We start from the raw sequence: 17871 nt of genomic DNA, 5'->3' as shown, positions 1-17871 counted from the left end.
AGGGGCGGTTTGCACTTTCGCGCACGGGATTTGACTGTGGGCGCAACGACGAATGAAAAAACGCCATTCGCATCGTTTTGTTGCGGATGGCGTCAGGGATGAAAGCAGTCGCCAGGTCCTGGCGGCTGCTTTGGGGCCTGCCTCAGGCCAGCGTGTAGGCGGTCTTCACCGTCGTATAGAACTCCTGCGCATAGCGGCCCTGTTCGCGCGGGCCGTAGCTGCTGCCCTTGCGGCCGCCGAAGGGCACGTGGTAGTCCACGCCGGCCGTGGGCAGGTTGACCATGACCATGCCGGCCTGGCTGTGGCGCTTGAAGTGGGTGGCGTGCTTGAGGCTGGTGGTGGCAATGCCTGCGGCCAGGCCAAAGGGCGTGTCGTTGGCTACGGCCAGGGCTTCTTCGTAGTCCTTGACGCGGATGACGCTGGCCACGGGGCCGAAGACTTCCTCGCGGTTGATGCGCATGGCGGCGGCGGTGTCCACGAACAGGGTGGGCGCCATGTAGTAGCCCTTGTTGCCGCTGCCGGTGTGGCAGGCGGCGGCTGCGCCGCCGGCAGCCAGCACGGCGCCTTCGGCCTTGGCGATTTCCACGTAGCTCAGGTCCTGCTCCAGCTGGGCCTGGCTGACCACGGGGCCCATGTCGGTGCCTGCGGCGCGGGCGTCGCCCACCTTGATCCTGGCCATGCGGGCCTGCAGGGCCTCGATGAAGGCGGGGTAGATCCTGTCGGTGACGATGAGGCGGCTCGATGCCGTGCAGCGCTGGCCCGTGGAGTAGAAGCCGCTTTGCGCGGACAGCTCCACGGCCTGGGTGAGGTCGGCGTCGTCCAGCACGATCTGCGGGTTCTTGCCGCCCATCTCCAGCTGCACCTTCTTGCCGCTTTCCACGCAGGCGCGGGCAATGCCGCGGCCCACGCCGACGGAGCCGGTGAAGCTGATGGCGGCCACGTCGCTATGGCGCACCAGGGCATCACCGATGACACGGCCCGGGCCCATGACGAGGTTGAAGACACCGGCCGGAATGCCCGAGCGGTGAATGATGTCGGCCAGCGCCCAGGCGCTGCCGGGCACCAGGTCGGCGGGCTTCAGAACTACGCAGTTGCCGAAGGCCAGGGCCGGGGCGATCTTCCAGGCGGGAATGGCGATGGGGAAGTTCCACGGCGTGATCAGGCCCACCACGCCGACGGGCTCGCGCGTGATTTCCACGCCGATGCCGGGGCGCACGGAGGGCAGGGTTTCGCCGGCCAGGCGCAGGCATTCACCCGCGAAGAACTTGAAGATCTGGCCTGCGCGGCCGACTTCGCCAATGGCTTCGGGGCGGGTCTTGCCTTCCTCACGCGCCAGCAGGTCGCCCAGCTCTTCCTTGCGGGCCAGGATTTCGTTGCCGATCCTGTCCAGGGCGTCGTGGCGGGCCTGGATGCCCGAGGTGCTCCAGGCGGGAAAGGCCGCGGCCGCCGCGGCGATGGCGGCTTCCACATCGGCGGCATTGCCCTGGGCGTACTCGCCGATCACATCGGACAGGTCGCTGGGGTTGGTGTTGGCGCTGTAGCCGTCGGCGGCCTTCCATTGGCCGTTGATGAGGTTGTCGTAGCGGGACATGAGGTGCTCCGGGAAAGGGGTAACGGAAGGAAGGGGTCAGCGGACCATGCAGGGGCGCTTGTTGTCGAAGGTCCAGCCGGGAATCAGGTACTGCATGGCCATGGCGTCATTGCGCGCTCCCAGGCCGTGCTCCAGGTACAGGGCGTTGGCGCGCTGCAGCGCGGCGCGGTCCACGGTGACGCCCAGGCCCGGGGTCTTGGGCACTTCGACGAAGCCGCCCCGGATCTGCAGCGGGTTCTGGGTGAGGTACTGGCCGTCCTGCCAGATCCAGTGCGTGTCGATGGCCGTGACCTTGCCGGGCACGGCGGCGGCCACGTGGGTGAACATGGCCAGCGAGATGTCGAAGTGGTTGTTGGAGTGCGAGCCCCAGGTCAGGCCCCAGTCGCGGCAGGTCTGGCCCACGCGCACGGAGCCGGCCATGGTCCAGAAATGCGGGTCGGCCAGCGGGATGTCCACGGACTGCAGCGACAGCGCATGCACCATCTGGCGCCAGTCGGTGGCGATCATGTTGGTGGCCGTGGGCAGGCCGGTGGCGCGGCGGAATTCGGCCATGACTTCGCGGCCCGAGAAGCCGTTCTCGGCGCCGCAGGGGTCTTCGGCATAGGCGAGCACGCCGTGCATGTCGCGCATGAGGCGGATGGCGTCCTTGAGCAGCCAGCCGCCGTTGGGGTCCAGCGTGACGCGCGCCTGCGGAAAGCGCCTGGCCAGCGCGGTGACGGCCTCCACTTCCTGCTCGCCGGCCAGCACGCCGCCCTTGAGCTTGAAGTCGTTGAAGCCGTAGCGCGCATGCGCCGCCTCGGCCTGGCGCACGATGGCGGCCGGGTCCATGGCGGTCATGTGGCGCACCTGCGTCCAGTCGTCGCTGCCGCTTTGGTCTTCGCCGGGCTGGACGTAGGGCAGGTCGGTCCTGTCGGTGGGGCCGGTGAAGAACAGGTAGCCCAGCATCTCCACGCGGTCGCGCTGCTGGCCTTCGCCCAGCAGGGCCGCCACGGGCACGCCCAGGTGCTGGCCCAGCAGGTCCAGCAGGGCCGATTCCACGGCGGTGACGGCATGCACGGCAATGCGCAGATCGAAGGTCTGCAGGCCACGCCCGCCCGTGTCGCGGCCGGCCAGGGCCTGCTGCACGTTTTGCAGCAGCTTGAGGTGGTTGCCCACGGACTGGCCGATGAGCAGCGCCTTGCTGTCCTCCAGCGCCTGGCGTATGCCTTCGCCGCCAGGCACTTCGCCCACACCGGTGTGGCCCGCGCTGTCGTGGATGAGCACGATGTTGCGCGTGAAGTAGGGCGCATGCGCGCCGCTGAGGTTCATGAGCATGCCGTCGCGGCCGGCGACGGGAATGACTTCGATCTCGGTGATGGTCGGGGTGGAGGACATGGCGTGCTCTTGGATCGTTGGATCGGTCTCTGGGAAAAAAAGGGCTATGCGGTGGCGGCGGTGGCCGGCTGCTGCGCGACCGACCAGGGCACTTCGGCCTCGGGCCGGTCCGTGGCGATGAACTGCGCCAGGTTGCGCAGCACGAGGTCGGCCATGGCGCGGCGGGTTTCATGCGTGCCGCTGGCGATGTGGGGCGCAAGCACCACGTTGTCCAGCGACAGCAGCTCGGCATGGGGGCGGGGCTCGTCCTCGAACACATCCAGGCCCGCGCCCGCGATGCGGCCCTGCTGCAGGGCCTGGACCAGTGCGGCCTCGTCGACCACGCTGCCGCGCGCCACGTTGACCAGAAAGCCCTGCGGGCCCAGAGCGTCCAGCACCTCGGCGTTGACCAGGTGCTGCGTGCCGTCGCCGCCTGCGGCCGTGATGACGAGGAAGTCGGCCCAGCACGCCAGCTCCAGCAGCGAGGGCTGGTAGAGGTGGGGTGATCCCTCGACCGGGCGGCGGTTGTGATAGGCCACCTCCATGTCGAAACCGACCGCGCGGCGCGCCACGGTGGAGCCGATGCGGCCCATGCCGAAGATGCCCAGGCGCTTGCCGCTGGCGCGCGTGCGGATGCCGAAGCGGCCCTGCCTCCAGTCGCCCCGGCGCACGAAGCGGTCGGATTCGCTCAGGCCCCGCGCGGCGTCCAGCAGCAGGGCGAAGGCCATGTCGGCCACGCAGTCGTCGAGCACGCCGGGCGTGTAGCCCACGCGGACGCCCTGGCGCAGCAGGGACTCGCGGTCCAGCGCGTCAAAGCCCACGCCGAAGCTGCTCACGAAGCGCAGCTGGGGCAGGGCCTGCACCACGCTCGCGGGCACGCCCATGGCGGCCGAGGTGACCAGGTATTCGAACTGCGCGCCGTGCTCGGCGAGAAAGCGCTCGCGGTCGGGCTGCTCGGACAGCAGCGTCACCTCATAGGCCTGGGCCAGCTCGGCATCGAGCTGGGGCAGCGGCATCTTGCCGAACTGGAGAACGCGTGGACGGGAGGTCGCCATGCCTTGGAATCCTTGGAACTTGCAGGGGCTGCAAGCCCCGGTGAAAAGGGCCTGCGGTGCGCAGGCCAGCGGGCAAAGGCCGGCGGGCAAAGGCCCCGGGGCCGGCTCGTTGTTTCCAGCTCAATCAGCGGTGATCTTTCTTGTCTGGATGAGCTGCCTCCAGCGCTCCGATTCCTGGGCCTGGTAGCGCGTGAATTCCTCGGGCGTGTTGCCCACGATCTCCAGGCCCTGCTCCACGAAGCGCTTGCGGATGTCGGGCTGCTGCACGGAGGCGATGGCGGCCTTGGCCAGCTTGGCCTTCACATCGGCGGGCAGGCCCTTGGGTGCGGCCAGTCCTTGCCAGGAATAGACCTCGGCGCCCTTGACGCCGGCCTCGGCCAGCGTGGGCACATCGGGCAGCACGGGCGAGCGCTGGCTGCCGGTCACGGCGATCGCATGCAGCTTGCCGCTGCGCAGATGGGGCAGCACGGCGTTGACGTTCTGGAACGAGAAGTCCACCTGGCCGCCGATCAGGTCGGTGATGGCCGGGGCGCCGCCCTTGTAGGGAACGTGCATGCCTTCGGTGCCGCTTTGCTGCCAGAACAGCTCGGCCGACAGATGGTCCGAGGAGCCGTTGCCCGAACTCGCGAAACTGATCTTGCCGGGGTTGGCCTTGAGCGCGGCGATGACCTCGGCCACGGTGCGGGCCTTCTGCGCGGGGCTGGCCACGAGCACGTTGGGCGCCTGCACGGGGATGGTGATGTAGTCGAAGTCCTTGCCTGCGTCATAGGGCACGTTCTTGACCAGGTGCGGCGTGACCACGAAGGGGCCCAGCGAGGCCACCAGCAGGGTGTAGCCATCGGCCGGTGCGCGCTTGACGGCGCCTGCGCCGATGGTGCCCGTGGCGCCGGGGCGGTTTTCCACTACGAAGGGCTTGCCCAGCTGCTCGCCCATGCTCAGGGCCATGGCGCGGGCCACGGTGTCGGTGGAGCCGCCAGCCGGGAAGGGCACGATGATGTTGACGGCCTTGTCCGGGAAGCTGCCGGCCGCCTGCGCCGTGAGGGCCAGTGCGGCACCCAGCGCGATCAGAATCTTTTTCATGTTCTTGTCTCCTGGGGGCGCAAGGGCCGGACTGGCCCCTGCGCCCGGTCTTGTGGCTTATTGGGGGCCGAGCTTGTCGATCAGGGCCTTGAGCTCTTCCAGCTCGGAGGGCTTGAGGTCCGTCAGCGGGGCGCGCACGGGGCCGGCGTCGTGGCCCACCAGCTTGGCGCCGGCCTTGATGATGCTCACGCCGTAGCCTTCGACGCGGTTGCGGATCTTCAGGTAGGGCATGAAGAATTCCTTGAGCAGCTTGTGCTGCGTGGCCATGTCGTCGGTGCGCACGGCTTCGTAGAACGCCATCGCCGTCCTGGGGATGAAGTTGAAGACGGCCGAGGAGTACACCGGCGTGCCCAGGGCCTTGTAGGCGGCCGCATAGACCTCGGCCGTGGGCAGGCCGCCCAGGTAGGCGAGGCGGTCGCCCATCGTCATGAAGATGGAGGACATGGTCTCGATGTTGCCCATGCCGTCCTTGAAGCCCACCAGGTTGGGGCAGCGCTCGGCCAGGATGGCCAGCGATTCGGGCGTGAAGCGGGTGCGGTCGCGGTTGTAGACGATGACGCCGAACTTCACGCTCTTGCAGACCTGCTCCACATGGGCGATCAGGCCTTCCTGGCCGGCTTCGGTCAGGTAGTGGGGCAGCAGCAGGACGCCGTGGGCGCCCAGGCGCTCGGCCTCCTGGGCGTGTGCGATGGCCGTGCGCGTGGGGCCGCCGGCGCCCGCGATGATGGGCACCTTGCCGCGGCAGGTGTCCACGGCGGTCTTGATAATCTGGCCGTATTCCTCGCCGTACAGCGAGAAGTACTCGCCCGTGCCGCCAGCCGCGAACAGCGCGCTGGCGCCGTAGGGGGCCAGCCATTCGAGGCGGGCCGCATAGCCCTTGGCATTGAAGTTGCCGTTGCTGTCGAAGTCCGTCACGGGGAAGGACAGCAGGCCGGAACTCATCACGTCTTTGAGGTCTTGGGGGGTCATGGTGCTCTCGGGAACAAGGGTGGGGAAGAAAGAAAAAGGGGTGGAATCAGTCGAGCTTCAAACCGGCTGTCTGAACCACTTTTTGCCAGCGCTGGCGTTCGGTGGCCAGGAAGCGCGCGGTCTCGGCGGGGTTCATGGTCACGACCTCGGCGCCCTGGCCCGTGAGGCGGGCGCGCACCTCGGGCGAGCGGATGGCGGTGATCAGGGCCTCATGCAGGCGCTGGACCACGGCCTCGGGCGTCTTGGCGGGAACGACCACGCCTTGCCAGGTGCCGGTCTCGAAGCCGGGTACGCCCTGCTCGGCGATGGTGGGCACGTTGGCGGCCAGCGGCATGCGCGTGCCCTTGGACAGGCCCAGCAGCTTGAGCTTGCCGCTTTGCACATGGGGATAGGTGGCCAGCATGCCGTTCATCAGCACCTGGGTCTGGCCTGCCACCGTGTCCTGTATGGACTGCACGCCGCCCTTGTAGGGCACGTATTCCCAGCGGGCGCCCGTGGCGCGCGCCAGTTCCACGCCGGCCAGGTGCGGGGCGCTGCCCGTGGCGGTGACGGCAAAGCTCAGGTCTTCCTTCTTGGACAGCGCCACCAGCTCCTGCAGGTTGTTGGCTGGCACCGAAGGATGGACCACCAGCAGGTGGGGCGAGTAGGCCAGCATGGCGGTGCCGCGCAGGTCCCGGGACAGGTCGAAGGACAGCTTGGTGTAGAGCGAGGGCGAGATGGCCAGCGCACCCAGGTCGCACAGCATCAGCGTGTGGCCGTCGGGCTGGGCCTTGGCCACCATGTCGGCGCCCAGGTTGCCGTTGGCGCCAGGCTTGTTCTCGATGACCACGGGCTGCTTGAGTTCCGCCGACAGCAGCGGGCCGATGGCGCGCGCAATGATGTCCGAGCTGCCGCCCGGCGGGTAGGGCACCACCAGGCGCAGCGGCCGCGTGGGCCAGTTGCTCTGGGCCAGCGCGCCGGCGCCGGTGGCCACGAGGGCGGTGGCGCCAGCGGCGCGCAGGAATTGCTTTCGGCTCAGGGTCATGCTCTTGTCTCCGGGTTTTGTGTTGTCAGTTGTCGTACAACTGAAGCGAATTTTCAACCGAGACATGCATGCCGTGATAAAGGGTTTTCCCTTGGTTGTCTGAATTCCTGTGCCGGCGCCATCCGTCCCGCAGGGCGCAGGGCGGTCCAGGATGCCCAGAAGGCGTCAGGCGGCGCTGGTCTTTTGCGCCAGGCGCAGGCGTTCGCGGCTGTTGGTCAGGTGGATGCGCATGGCCGCGCGGGCCGAGTCGGCGTCCTGGCGCTCGATGGCGGCGAGGATTTCCTCATGCTCGCGGTTGACGCGGCGCAGGTAGTCGGGGTCGCGCTGGGGCTGGTGGATGGAGGCGATGCGCGTGCGCGGAATCAGCTGAGCGCCGAAGTGGCGCAGGATGTCGCCGAAGTAGCGGTTGCCCGTGGCCTCGGCGATCTGGGTGTGGAAGGCCAGGTCATGGGCCACCGTGTCCTCGCCGCGCGCAAAGGCGATCTCGAAGGCCTGCAGCGCCGTGCGTATGCCCTGCAGCTGCTCGGGGCTGCGGCGCAGCGCGGCCAGGCCGGCGCTTTCGGTCTCCAGGCTGATGCGCAGCTCCAGCACGGCCATCACGTCCACGGCGGCCGTCAGCTCGTCGGCATTGAGCATCAGCGTGGATGCGGGCTGGGCGGCGCGCACGAAGGTGCCTATGCCGTGGCGTGTCTCCACCAGGCCCGAGGCCTGCAGGCGCGACAGCGCCTCGCGCACCACGGTGCGGCTGACTTCGTAGGTCTGCACCAGCGACGATTCCGTGGGCAGCTTCTCGCCTTCGGCCAGCAGGCCGTTGCGGATCTTGCTCGCGAACTCGTCGAACAGCAGGGCGGCCAGATTGCGGCCGCTGCGACCGGACTTTCCTCGCAGGGGAAGCTCGATCGTTGGGGGTGATGCGGGAAATCCCTTTGCCGAACTTTCCATGGTGCTGATCATAATCGCTCCAAGTTGTACGACAACGTATCACAAGACGTCAACGCTTTCGCAGATTTTTCCGATTTTCCGACCCCGTCCGCAGTCCAGATGAGCACCTCCCAAGCGACCCACGCGATCCGCCACGTCCGCATCACGCCCATTGCCTTCCGTGATCCGCCGCTGCTCAATGCGGCCGGCATCCACGAGCCCTGGGCGCTGCGCTCCATCATCGAGATCGAGACGGCCTCGGGCCTGGTCGGCATCAACGAAAGCTACGGCGACCAGCCCATGCTCGATGCGCTGGCCAAGGCCGCGCCCGCGCTGGTGGGGCTGTCGCCCTGGGCGCTCAACGAGATGGAGGCCCGCGTCGCGGCCCTGGTGGCGCCGCCTGCGCTGACGGCGTCGGAGTTCCTGGGCCAGCAGGTGTCGCTGGCGCCGGGCACACATGTGTCCAAGACCGTGGCCAAGGTGGTCAGCGCCTTCGAGGTCGCCATGCTGGATCTGCAGGGCCAGATGGCCGGGGCGCCCATCGTGGACCTGCTGGGCGGGGCGGCGCGCGACAGCGTGCCGTTCTCGGCCTACCTGTTCTACAAGTACGCCGAGCACATCGACAGGCCCTATGGACCAGATTCTTCGCCCGACGCCTGGGGCGAGGCCCTGGCGCCGCAGCAGCTGGTGGAGCAGGCGCGGCGCATGATTGCGCAGTACGGCTTCCAGAGCATCAAGCTCAAGGCCGGCGCGCTGCCGCCCGAGCAGGAGGCGGCCGGCATCCTGGCGCTGGCCGATGCCTTTCCGGGCACGCCGCTGCGCATCGATCCCAATGGCAACTGGACGGTGGAGACCAGCCTGAAGATCGTGCAGCAGCTGCAGGGCGTGCTCGAGTACTACGAGGACCCGGCGCCCGGCCTGGACGGCATGGCGGCCGTGGCACGCGAGTGCGATGTGCCGCTGGCCACCAACATGGTGGTCACGGACTTTGCCGAGTTCCGCCGCAATGCCGACATGGGCTGCCCCGTGAAGATCGTGCTCAGCGACCACCACTACTGGGGCGGGCTGCGCGCCACGCAGCGCCTGTCCACGCTGTGCCGCACCTTCGACCTGGGCCTGTCCATGCACAGCAATTCCCACCTGGGCATCAGCCTGGTGGCCATGACGCACCTGTGCGCCAGCGTGCCCCTGCTGACCTATGCCTGCGATACGCACTACCCCTGGCAGGACGAGGAAGTGGTCGAGGGCGGCCGGCTGCAGTTCGAGCAGGGCAGCCTGCGCGTGCCCACGGCGCCCGGCCTGGGTGTGCGGCTGGACCGCGAGGCCCTGGCCCGCCTGCACGACAACTACCTGCACTGCGGCATCCGCAACCGCGACGACCTGGGGCAGATGCGCAAGTACGACCCCGCGTTCACCGGCCACCAGCCGCGCTTCTGAACCCGCTTTCACACGATTCCAACGACGCATACCCGGAGACAAGCACCATGCAACGCCGCACACTCATCCAACATTCCCTCGCCAGCGCCCTGCTGCTGGGCACGGCCCTGGCCTCCATGCCGGCCGCAGCGCAGGGCAACTGGCCCACGGGCAAGCCCATCACCTACCTGGTGCCGTTCCCGCCCGGCGGCAATACCGATACGCTGGCGCGCGTGATCGCCCAGCCGCTGAGCAAGGCCCTGGGCACGCCCGTGGTGATCGAGAACAAGGGCGGCGCGGGCGGCAGCGTGGGCTCGGCCATTGCGGCGCGCGCACCGGCCGATGGCTACACCATCCTGGGCGGCACCATCAGCTCGCACGCCATCAATGTGAGCCTGTACGCCAAGCTGGACTACGACCCGGTCAAGTCCTTCACGCCGGTGGCCATGCTGGGCTCGGGCCCGCTGGTGCTGGTGGTGCCGGCCTCCAGCCCCTACAGGACGCTGGCCGACGTGCTGGCCGCCAGCAAGGCCAAGGCAGCGGCGGGCGGCCTGACCTCGGCCTCGCCGGGCAGCGGCACCTCCAACCACATGGCGCTGGAGCTGCTGGGCTACCAGACGGGCGTGAAGTTCACCCACGTGCCCTACAAGGGCAGCGGCCCGGCCGTGCAGGACGTGATCGGCGGCCAGGTGGACATGATGTTCGACACCGCCCTGGTCGTCGGCCCCCATGTGCAGGCCGGCAAGCTGCGTCCCATCGCCGTGACCAGCTCCAAGCGCCTGGAATCCCTGCCCGATGTGCCCACCATCGCCGAGGCCGGCGAGAAGGGCTTCGACATGGGCTCCTGGCAGGCCGTGTTCGCGCCCGCAGGCACGCCGGGCCCCATCGTGGAGCGGCTGCATGCGGAGATCATGAAGATCGTGGCCACGCCCGAGGTGCAGGCGCGCCTGAAGAACTTCGGCATGCTGCCTTCGCAGATGACACCGGCCGAGCTGGGCGAGTTCCAGAAGGCCGAGGTGGTCAAGTGGGGGAAGGTGATCAAGGCTGCTGGAATAAAAGCAGAGTGACCCCCTGAGGCGCTTCGCGCCTTCCCCCTTCTCGCTTCGCGGAGGGGGACAACGCCTTCGCCGCGAGGCGGCTCTTGCTCGGCGTTCCTGAGTTGGGACGTGACGGTTGCGAGGGCCCACTCCGATTGCGACAGGCCCCTAGAAAATTGAGACATTGCCATGAGTACCCCACTTCCTCTTTCCATCCGCATGCATCCGGCCGACAACGTGGCCATCGTGGCCAATGACGGGGGTTTGCCTGCGGGCACGGTGATGCCCGGGGGGCTGGTGCTGGTCGACAAGGTGCCGCAGGCGCACAAGGTGGCGCTGGTGGACATTGCCGAGGGCGGCGAGGTGCGCCGCTACAACGTGGTGATCGGCTATGCGCTGCAGGCCATTGCCGCGGGCAGCTGGGTGCATGAGCGGCTGCTGCGCATGCCGGGGGCGCTGTCTCTTGAGGGGTTGCCGATTGCTACGGTGCAGCCGCCCGCGCTGCCGCCGCTGACGGGCTACACCTTCGAGGGCTACCGCAATGCCGATGGCACGGTGGGCACGCGCAACATCCTGGCCATCACCACCACGGTGCAGTGCGTGGCCGGGGTGCTGGATTTCGCGGTGGGCCGCATCAAGGCCGAGCTGCTGCCGCGCTATCCGAACGTGGACGATGTGGTGGGCCTGGAGCACAGCTATGGCTGCGGCGTGGCCATCGATGCCGTGGGCGCCGAGGTTCCGCAGCGCACGCTGCGCAACATCAGCCACAACCCGAATTTCGGCGGCGAGGTGATGGTGGTGAGCCTGGGCTGCGAGAAGCTGCAGCCCGAGCGGCTGCTGCCGCCGGGGTCGTTTCCCATCGTCGATGAGCGCGAGCCCGCGCTGGACGTGGTCTGCCTGCAGGACGAGGCGCATGTGGGCTTCATGTCCATGGTGGACTCCATCATGGGCCGCGCCAGGGTGCATCTGGAGCGGCTGAACGCGCGCCGGCGCGAGACCGTGCCGGCCAGCGCCCTGGTGGTGGGCGTGCAGTGCGGCGGCAGCGATGCGTTCAGCGGAGTCACGGCCAATCCGGCCGTGGGCTTTTGCACCGATTTGCTGGTGCGCGCAGGCGCCACCGTGATGTTCAGCGAGGTGACCGAGGTGCGCGACGGCATCGACCAGCTCACCTCGCGCGCCTCCAGCCCCGAGGTGGCCCAGGCCATGATCGAGGAGATGGCCTGGTACGACGCCTACCTGGACAAGGGCCGCGTGGACCGCAGCGCCAACACCACGCCGGGCAACAAGAAGGGCGGCCTGTCCAACATCGTCGAGAAGGCCATGGGCTCCATCATCAAGAGCGGCACGGCGCCCATCACCGGCGTGCTGTCGCCGGGCCAGCGTCTGGCCGACCGGGGCATCCAAAGCGGCCTGGTCTATGCAGCCACGCCGGCCAGCGACTTCATCTGCGGCACGCTGCAGCTGGCCGCCGGCATGAACCTGCATGTGTTCACCACGGGCCGGGGCACGCCCTACGGCCTGGCCCAGGTGCCCGTGATCAAGGTGGCCACGCGCAGCGACCTGGCGCGGCGCTGGCATGACCTGATGGATGTGAACGCGGGCCGCATCGCCGAGGGCCAGGCCAGCATCGAGGACGTGGGCTGGGAGATGTTCCGCCTGATGCTGGACGTGGCCAGCGGCCGCAGGAAGACCTGGGCCGAGCAGTGGAAGCTGCACAACGCCCTGGTGCTGTTCAATCCAGCGCCCGTGACCTGAGCCGCGCGCACAGGCCCCTGTCGGCACAGGCTGACAGGGCGCCGGTGCGCCGCTGCGCACAATGGGGGCCATGCCCTCAGATACCCCGGAAACTCCCCCCGCCTCGTCCTGGTCCGCACGCCTGGACCGGCTGCTGGAACTGAACCCGCTGCGCGCCATGTGGAACGCCGTGCAGCTGTGGCTGGACGCCGATGGCCTGCGCATGAGCGCCGCCATGTCCTTCTACGGCATCCTGAGCCTGGCCCCGCTGCTGCTGCTGCTGGTCGGCGTGCTGGGCTGGTGGGTGGACCGCAGCTATGTGGAGCACCAGCTCATCGACCAGGTGCAGGACGTGATCGGCGAGCGCGGCGCCCAGGTGGTGCGCGGCGCGCTGGAAAGCGCCCAGCGGCCCGACGAGGGGCGGCTGGCTTCGCTGTTCGGCTTCATCCTGCTGATGTCGGGCGCCACCGGTGTCTTCGTGGAGCTGCAGTCCGCGCTGGAAAGGCTCTGGACCTCCAACGGCGAGCCGCCGCCGCCCAAGGCCGTGTGGTGGCGCATGGCCGCGCTGCGGCTGCGCGGCCTGACCTATGTGCTGGCGCTGGGCTTCTTGCTGCTGGTGTCCATGGCCCTGTCCACGGCCATCCAGCTGATCACCAACTGGGCCGGCACCAAGCTGCAGATGCAGCCGCTGGGGCCGCTGGTCAGCCTGATCAACGAGTGCGTGTCTTTCGGCATCACCGTGCTGCTCTTTGTGGGGCTGATGCGCATAGGCGGCGGCCCCAAGCCCCGGCTGCGCTATCTGATCTTCGGTGCCATCATCGGCGCCCTGCTGTTCACGCTGGGCAAGCAGGCCCTGGCCTGGTACCTGGCCACGGCGGCCGTGGTCTCGGCCTATGGCGCGGCGGGCTCGCTGGTGGTGCTGCTGATGTGGATCTACTTTTCCTCGGCCATCCTGCTGCTGTCGGCCGCCACGGCCAAGGCCTTCAGCGATGCCGGCGTGCGCTTCACCCACCCCATCCGCTGGGCGCCGCCCGCCGAGGCGGCCAGCGCCGGGGACACTCCGGGCGGCAAGGGCTGAGTTCCCGCATTTCGACGAAGATGAACGCCTGCGCCGCGGCCCGCAAAGCCGCGGCGCAGGCGTTTGGGCAATGGAACAATGCAGCAAAGTCCCCTGGCACCAAGGCCGGGGGCCAAGGACAAGATGGACCGATTGCAGACCATGCGGGTATTCCAGACCGTGGCCGACGAGGCCGGGTTTTCGGCGGCGGCGCGGCGCCTGGACATGTCCGTGCCCACGGTCACGCGCCTGGTGGCCGACCTGGAGCAGCACCTGGGCACGCGGCTGCTGCAGCGCACCACGCGAAGCGTCTCGCTGACCGAGGCTGGCGAGGCCTACCTGGAGCGCGTGCGTGGCATCCTGGCCGATGTGGAGGACGCCTTCAGCCTGGCCCAGGCGCACACGCTGGAGCTGTCTGGCGCCGTGCGCGTGCTCACGCCGCCCGTGTTCGCCGAGCATGTGCTGGCGCCGCTGGTGGCGGACTTCCACCGCCTGCATCCGCGCATCTGCATCGAGGTCTTCGTGGAGTCGGCCAGCGAGGCGGCCGTGGGCGAATACGACATCACCTTCGTCAATGCCGAGGAGGGCTACGACGGCAACGTGGTGGCCCGGCCCATCGTCACCACCTGCGGCCTGGCCTGCGCCGCGCCCGAGTATCTGGACGCCCATGGCGTGCCTGTCGTGCCCGAGGACCTGGCCGGCCACCAGTGCCTGCTGCGCCGGCGCATCCAGGGCCGCTCCGACATGCTGCGCATGCGCCGGCTCGACGGCAACGCGGGCGAGGTCGAGGTGGCCGTGCGCCCCGTGCTGGTGGCCAACCACACGGGCACGCTGCTGCGCGCCACGCTGGACGGCGCGGGCATCAGCACCCAGCCGCTGGACCTGATCGCGCGCCACCTGCGCTCGGGCCGGCTGCGCCATGTGCTGCCCGAATGGACCACGGGCCGATTCACGCTCTACGCCACCCTGCCCACGCGCAAGTTCATGCCGGCGCGCGTGCGCAGCTTCCTGGACTTCGTGGCCGAGCACACGCAGCGCTCCATGCAGGGCCTGCCCGAGAACCTGCCGGCGCTGTCCATCTAGCGTTCCCCGCTCCTGCCGGCCTGCGCCTGTCATCTAGGTTACTGCCGCAGCGGTTTGCGCCTCGGGGTTTCCCAGGTGAATTCCGCTGTGCGGAATCTTCGGGTTGATGGTGCACGGCACCGCCTCCTAAGCTGGTTCACAGCAAACAAGGAGGCAAGGCAATGCGAGAACAGACCCTGGTCCGGTGGCGGCCACCGGCGGCGGCAGGCGGGAGGCGGTGATGGACGTCTTCCTGCAGCAAGTGCTCAATGGACTGACCCTGGGCGGCATCTATGGCCTCGTGGCCCTGGGCCTGACCCTGGTCTACGGCATCCTGCACGTGCCCAACTTCGCGCACGGGGGCTTCTACATGATCGGCGCCTTCGTGGCCTTCCAGGCCATGGTGGCCTGGAGCTGGGGCTACTGGGCGGCCATGCTGGTGGCGGCGGTGGCGGTGGCGGTGCTGGGCATCGTCAGCGAGCGGCTGATCTTCCATCCGCTGCGCAAGGCCTCGCCCCTGCATCCCAAGATCGCCTCCATCGGGCTGCTGCTGTTCCTGGAGGCCGGAGCCCAGGCGCTGTGGGGCGCGGACTTCCAGCGCATGCCCACGCCCTATACCTCCATCGTGGAGATGGGCGGAATCACGGCGCCTGCGCAGCGCCTGCTGATCATAGTCGCGGCCTTTGCGCTGATGGTGGCGCTGCACCTGTTCCTGACGCGCACCACCACGGGCTCGACCATCATCGCCATGGCCCAGAACCGCGAGGGCGCATCGATGGTGGGCATCGACGCCAACCGCGTATCCATGCTGACCTTTGCCATCTCAGGCGTGCTCGCGGCCGTGGCGGCCACGCTGTATGCGCCCATCAACCTGGTCTATCCGGCCATGGGTCACCTGGTCATCACCAAGGCCTTCGTGATCATCATCCTGGGCGGCATGGGCAGCATCCCGGGCGCCGTGCTGGGCGGGCTGATCATCGGCTTCGCCGAGAGCTTCGGCGCCTACTACATCTCCACCGACTACAAGGACATCATCGCCTTCGTGCTGCTGGTGGTGATCCTGTCGCTGCGCCCTCAGGGCCTGTTCGCCAAGAGGAGTCATTGAATGAACGGATTCATCGACTCCCGCATCGCCTGGGGCCTGCTGCTGGCCGCCGGCATCGCCTTTCCCTGGCTGGCGGGCAACGACTACCACCTCACGGTGATGAGCACGGCCTACATCTTCGCCATCGCCACGCTGGGCCTGAACCTGATCACGGGCTACACGGGCCAGCTCAATCTGGCGCATGCGGGCTTCATGGCCGCGGGCGCCTATACCGTGGGCATCCTCACGGTGGACCATGGCTGGCCGTTCTGGGGCGGGCTGGTGATGTCGGGCGTGGTGTGCGCGGTGCTGGGCTACCTGATCGGCATCGTCTCGCTGCGGCTCAAGGGCCACTACTTCTCCATCTTCACGCTGTGCGTGGGCTACATCATGTTCCTCGTCATCGAGAAGTGGGAGGGCCTGACCCACGGCACGGTGGGCATCATGGGCATCCCCGCGCCCGAGGCCCTGGGCGCGCTGAGCTTCGAGTCGCCGCTGGCGCTGTACTACCTGGTGCTGGCCTTCCTCGTGGCCTCGGTCTGGGTGATGCGGCGCATCGTCCGGTCGCTGCTGGGCCGCACCTTCGTGGCCATCCGCAACAGCGACGAGCTGGCCGAGGCCCTGGGCATCAACCTCATGCGCAACAAGGTGCTGGCCTTCATGCTGAGCGTGGTCTACGCGGGCGTGGCGGGCGGCCTGTATGCGGGCTTCGTGCGCTTCATCGGGCCGGACATGGCGGGCGTGCACCACACCTTCGACATGATGATCTTCGCCATGGTCGGCGGCATGGGCACGGTGCTGGGCCCGCTGCTGGGCGCCATCGGCATGCCCTGGATCACGCAGTACCTGCAGTTCCTGCAGGAGTACCGCTTCATCGTCTTCGGCCCCATTCTCGTGATGCTGGTGATCTTCATGCCCTACGGCGTGGTGGGCAGCGTCACCGCCTGGCGCGCGCGCCGCAATGCCAAGGAGGGCAAGCCGCATGCTCAAGATTGACCACCTGACCAAGCGGTTCGGCGGACTGGCCGCCGTGAGCGATGTCAGCACCGTGATCGAGGAAGGCCGCATCAACGCCATCATCGGCCCCAACGGCGCCGGCAAGACCACGTTCTTCAACCTGATCAGCTGCGTGCACAAGCCCACCTCGGGCACCATCACCTTCAATGGCCAGGACGTGACCTCGCTGCGCACCGACCAGGTGGCGAAACTGGGCGTGGCGCGCACCTTCCAGACCACGGCGCTGTTCGACCGCGCCACGGTGTTGGACAACCTTATCGTGGGCCACCGGCTGCGCACGCGCTCAGGGCTATGGGATGTGCTGCGCGGCTCCAGCCGCCTGCGCGAGGAAGAGCGCGTGTGCCGCGAAAAGGCGCGCGACGCGCTGGACTTCGTGGGCCTGTCGCATGTGGCCGGCCGCATCGCGGGCGACATCACGCAGGAGGAGCGCAAGCGCGTGGCCTTCGCGCTGGCCCTGGCCACCGACCCCAAGCTGATGCTGCTCGACGAGCCCGCCGGCGGCGTCAACCCCGAGGAGACCGAGGGCCTGGCCGAGCTGATCCGCAAGCTGGTGCGCCACGGCATCACGGTGGCGCTGATCGAGCACAAGATGGGCATGATCATGAGCCTGGCCGACAAGATCCTGGTGCTCAGCTACGGCGAGAAGATCGCCGAGGGCACGCCCGAGGAAATACGCCGCAACCCCGCCGTCATCGATGCCTACCTGGGGAGCGAGCATGCTGAAGTTTGAGAACGTGTCGCTGCGCTACGGCAGCTTCCTGGCGCTGGACGGGGTCAGCCTGCATGCCGACCGGGGCGAGCTGGTGGTGCTGCTGGGCGCCAACGGCGCAGGCAAGAGTTCGCTGTTCCTCACGGCCAGCGGCATCCACAAGGCCGCGGGCGGCTCCATCGTCTGGAATGGCAAGGAGCTGGCTGGCAGCAAGCCCTCGGCCATCGTGCAGTCCGGCGTGGTTCAGTGCCCCGAAGGGCGCAAGCTGTTCCCCCAGATGTCGGTGCTGCGCAACCTGCAGCTGGGCGCCTACGTGCACCGCCGCGACCCCGGTCCCAGCCAGAAGACGCTGCAGGAGGTGATGGAGCTGTTTCCCATCCTGCGCGAGAAGCAGCATGACCCGGCCGGCTCGCTGTCGGGCGGCCAGCAGCAGATGGTGGCCATCGGCCGCGCCATGATGGGCCGGCCCCAGGCCCTGCTGCTGGACGAGCCCTCGCTGGGCCTGGCGCCCCTGGTCATCAAGCAGATGTTCGAGGCCATACAGCGCATCAACGCGGCCGGCACCACCGTGCTGCTGGCCGAGCAGAACGCCTATGCGGCGCTGAAGATCGCGCACCGCGCCTATGTGATGGAAAGCGGCCGCATCGTGCGCGAGGGCAAGCCGGCCGAGCTGCTGGCTGACGACTCCATCCGAAAAGCCTACATCGGTGCATGACGCCGCCTCTTGCCTCTACCCAAGCCACCACCACCAACGATCCAAGG

16 protein-coding genes are annotated in these 17871 nt (G+C 68.4%); 9 read left to right on the top strand and 7 right to left on the bottom strand.

The window, feature by feature from the left end; all coding sequences use genetic code 11:
* Window positions 1-142: 142 nt before the first annotated feature.
* The 7 genes from AC5I49_RS08705 to AC5I49_RS08675 form a co-directional block, all read right to left on the bottom strand.
* Window positions 143-1591: an aldehyde dehydrogenase family protein gene (locus tag AC5I49_RS08705; protein WP_012202186.1), complete on the bottom strand. Its 1449-nt coding sequence runs from the start codon at window positions 1589-1591 to the stop codon at window positions 143-145.
* 36 nt (window positions 1592-1627) lie between these two features.
* On the bottom strand, window positions 1628-2965 hold the full coding sequence (locus AC5I49_RS08700; RefSeq protein ID WP_495789193.1) for an enolase C-terminal domain-like protein: 1338 nt from the start codon (window positions 2963-2965) through the stop codon (window positions 1628-1630).
* Between the two features lie 44 nt (window positions 2966-3009).
* Window positions 3010-3999 (bottom strand): 2-hydroxyacid dehydrogenase, encoded by a 990-nt coding sequence (locus AC5I49_RS08695; RefSeq protein ID WP_495789192.1) that lies wholly within the window; start codon window positions 3997-3999, stop codon window positions 3010-3012.
* A gap of 120 nt (window positions 4000-4119) precedes the next feature.
* Window positions 4120-5079 carry a Bug family tripartite tricarboxylate transporter substrate binding protein gene (locus AC5I49_RS08690; protein WP_047218561.1) on the bottom strand — a complete coding sequence of 320 codons (960 nt, stop codon included), beginning with the start codon at window positions 5077-5079 and terminating at the stop codon, window positions 4120-4122.
* A 57-nt stretch (window positions 5080-5136) separates the two neighbouring features.
* Window positions 5137-6048 carry a 5-dehydro-4-deoxyglucarate dehydratase gene (kdgD, locus tag AC5I49_RS08685; RefSeq protein WP_495789191.1) on the bottom strand — a complete coding sequence of 304 codons (912 nt, stop codon included), beginning with the start codon at window positions 6046-6048 and terminating at the stop codon, window positions 5137-5139.
* A gap of 46 nt (window positions 6049-6094) precedes the next feature.
* Window positions 6095-7072, bottom strand: coding sequence for a Bug family tripartite tricarboxylate transporter substrate binding protein (locus AC5I49_RS08680; protein ID WP_026062356.1), 978 nt, complete (start codon window positions 7070-7072; stop codon window positions 6095-6097).
* Between the two features lie 165 nt (window positions 7073-7237).
* Window positions 7238-8026 (bottom strand): FadR/GntR family transcriptional regulator, encoded by a 789-nt coding sequence (locus AC5I49_RS08675; RefSeq protein WP_034366548.1) that lies wholly within the window; start codon window positions 8024-8026, stop codon window positions 7238-7240.
* Between the two features lie 87 nt (window positions 8027-8113).
* On the opposite strand from AC5I49_RS08675, the gene AC5I49_RS08670 reads away from it, so the two are divergent.
* The 9 genes from AC5I49_RS08670 (at window position 8114) to AC5I49_RS08630 (ending at window position 17824) form a co-directional block, all read left to right on the top strand.
* Window positions 8114-9430 (top strand): glucarate dehydratase family protein, encoded by a 1317-nt coding sequence (locus tag AC5I49_RS08670; protein WP_016452151.1) that lies wholly within the window; start codon window positions 8114-8116, stop codon window positions 9428-9430.
* A 47-nt stretch (window positions 9431-9477) separates the two neighbouring features.
* Window positions 9478-10476, top strand: a complete 999-nt coding sequence (locus tag AC5I49_RS08665; protein WP_495789190.1) for a Bug family tripartite tricarboxylate transporter substrate binding protein — start codon at window positions 9478-9480, stop codon at window positions 10474-10476.
* A gap of 159 nt (window positions 10477-10635) precedes the next feature.
* On the top strand, window positions 10636-12201 hold the full coding sequence (garD, locus tag AC5I49_RS08660) for a galactarate dehydratase (RefSeq protein ID WP_016448677.1): 1566 nt from the start codon (window positions 10636-10638) through the stop codon (window positions 12199-12201).
* A 70-nt stretch (window positions 12202-12271) separates the two neighbouring features.
* The gene (locus tag AC5I49_RS08655; protein WP_046238973.1) at window positions 12272-13258 is read left to right on the top strand and encodes a YihY/virulence factor BrkB family protein; all 987 of its coding nucleotides are present in this window, start codon (window positions 12272-12274) and stop codon (window positions 13256-13258) included.
* A 123-nt stretch (window positions 13259-13381) separates the two neighbouring features.
* Complete coding sequence (locus AC5I49_RS08650) at window positions 13382-14320, top strand: LysR family transcriptional regulator (protein ID WP_016448675.1); 939 nt, start codon at window positions 13382-13384, stop codon at window positions 14318-14320.
* A gap of 220 nt (window positions 14321-14540) precedes the next feature.
* Window positions 14541-15404: a branched-chain amino acid ABC transporter permease gene (locus AC5I49_RS08645; protein ID WP_016448674.1), complete on the top strand. Its 864-nt coding sequence runs from the start codon at window positions 14541-14543 to the stop codon at window positions 15402-15404.
* Window positions 15405-16379: a branched-chain amino acid ABC transporter permease gene (locus tag AC5I49_RS08640; RefSeq protein ID WP_047474980.1), complete on the top strand. Its 975-nt coding sequence runs from the start codon at window positions 15405-15407 to the stop codon at window positions 16377-16379.
* A complete protein-coding gene (locus AC5I49_RS08635) occupies window positions 16366-17130 on the top strand; it encodes an ABC transporter ATP-binding protein (protein ID WP_016452146.1) in 765 nt (254 codons plus the stop codon). The genes AC5I49_RS08640 and AC5I49_RS08635 overlap by 14 nt, the downstream gene beginning before the upstream one ends.
* Window positions 17117-17824, top strand: coding sequence for an ABC transporter ATP-binding protein (locus AC5I49_RS08630; RefSeq protein WP_043823207.1), 708 nt, complete (start codon window positions 17117-17119; stop codon window positions 17822-17824). Before AC5I49_RS08635 ends, AC5I49_RS08630 begins: the two co-directional genes overlap by 14 nt.
* The last annotated feature ends 47 nt before the right edge of the window (window positions 17825-17871 follow it).

Source organism: Delftia sp. (assembly GCF_059499305.1).
The sequence above is the reverse complement of the archived record's forward strand: the minus strand, read 5'-3'. Positions and strand labels throughout refer to the sequence as shown.

Coding starts and splice junctions, on each gene's coding strand:
- AC5I49_RS08705 (WP_012202186.1), bottom strand. CDS start 1,591: ATGTCCCGCTACGACAACCTCATCAACGGCCAATGGAAGGCCGCCGAC.
- AC5I49_RS08700 (WP_495789193.1), bottom strand. CDS start 2,965: ATGTCCTCCACCCCGACCATCACCGAGATCGAAGTCATTCCCGTCGCC.
- AC5I49_RS08695 (WP_495789192.1), bottom strand. CDS start 3,999: ATGGCGACCTCCCGTCCACGCGTTCTCCAGTTCGGCAAGATGCCGCTG.
- AC5I49_RS08690 (WP_047218561.1), bottom strand. CDS start 5,079: ATGAAAAAGATTCTGATCGCGCTGGGTGCCGCACTGGCCCTCACGGCG.
- kdgD (WP_495789191.1), bottom strand. CDS start 6,048: ATGACCCCCCAAGACCTCAAAGACGTGATGAGTTCCGGCCTGCTGTCC.
- AC5I49_RS08680 (WP_026062356.1), bottom strand. CDS start 7,072: ATGACCCTGAGCCGAAAGCAATTCCTGCGCGCCGCTGGCGCCACCGCC.
- AC5I49_RS08675 (WP_034366548.1), bottom strand. CDS start 8,026: ATGATCAGCACCATGGAAAGTTCGGCAAAGGGATTTCCCGCATCACCC.
- AC5I49_RS08670 (WP_016452151.1), top strand. CDS start 8,114: ATGAGCACCTCCCAAGCGACCCACGCGATCCGCCACGTCCGCATCACG.
- AC5I49_RS08665 (WP_495789190.1), top strand. CDS start 9,478: ATGCAACGCCGCACACTCATCCAACATTCCCTCGCCAGCGCCCTGCTG.
- garD (WP_016448677.1), top strand. CDS start 10,636: ATGAGTACCCCACTTCCTCTTTCCATCCGCATGCATCCGGCCGACAAC.
- AC5I49_RS08655 (WP_046238973.1), top strand. CDS start 12,272: ATGCCCTCAGATACCCCGGAAACTCCCCCCGCCTCGTCCTGGTCCGCA.
- AC5I49_RS08650 (WP_016448675.1), top strand. CDS start 13,382: ATGGACCGATTGCAGACCATGCGGGTATTCCAGACCGTGGCCGACGAG.
- AC5I49_RS08645 (WP_016448674.1), top strand. CDS start 14,541: ATGGACGTCTTCCTGCAGCAAGTGCTCAATGGACTGACCCTGGGCGGC.
- AC5I49_RS08640 (WP_047474980.1), top strand. CDS start 15,405: ATGAACGGATTCATCGACTCCCGCATCGCCTGGGGCCTGCTGCTGGCC.
- AC5I49_RS08635 (WP_016452146.1), top strand. CDS start 16,366: ATGCTCAAGATTGACCACCTGACCAAGCGGTTCGGCGGACTGGCCGCC.
- AC5I49_RS08630 (WP_043823207.1), top strand. CDS start 17,117: ATGCTGAAGTTTGAGAACGTGTCGCTGCGCTACGGCAGCTTCCTGGCG.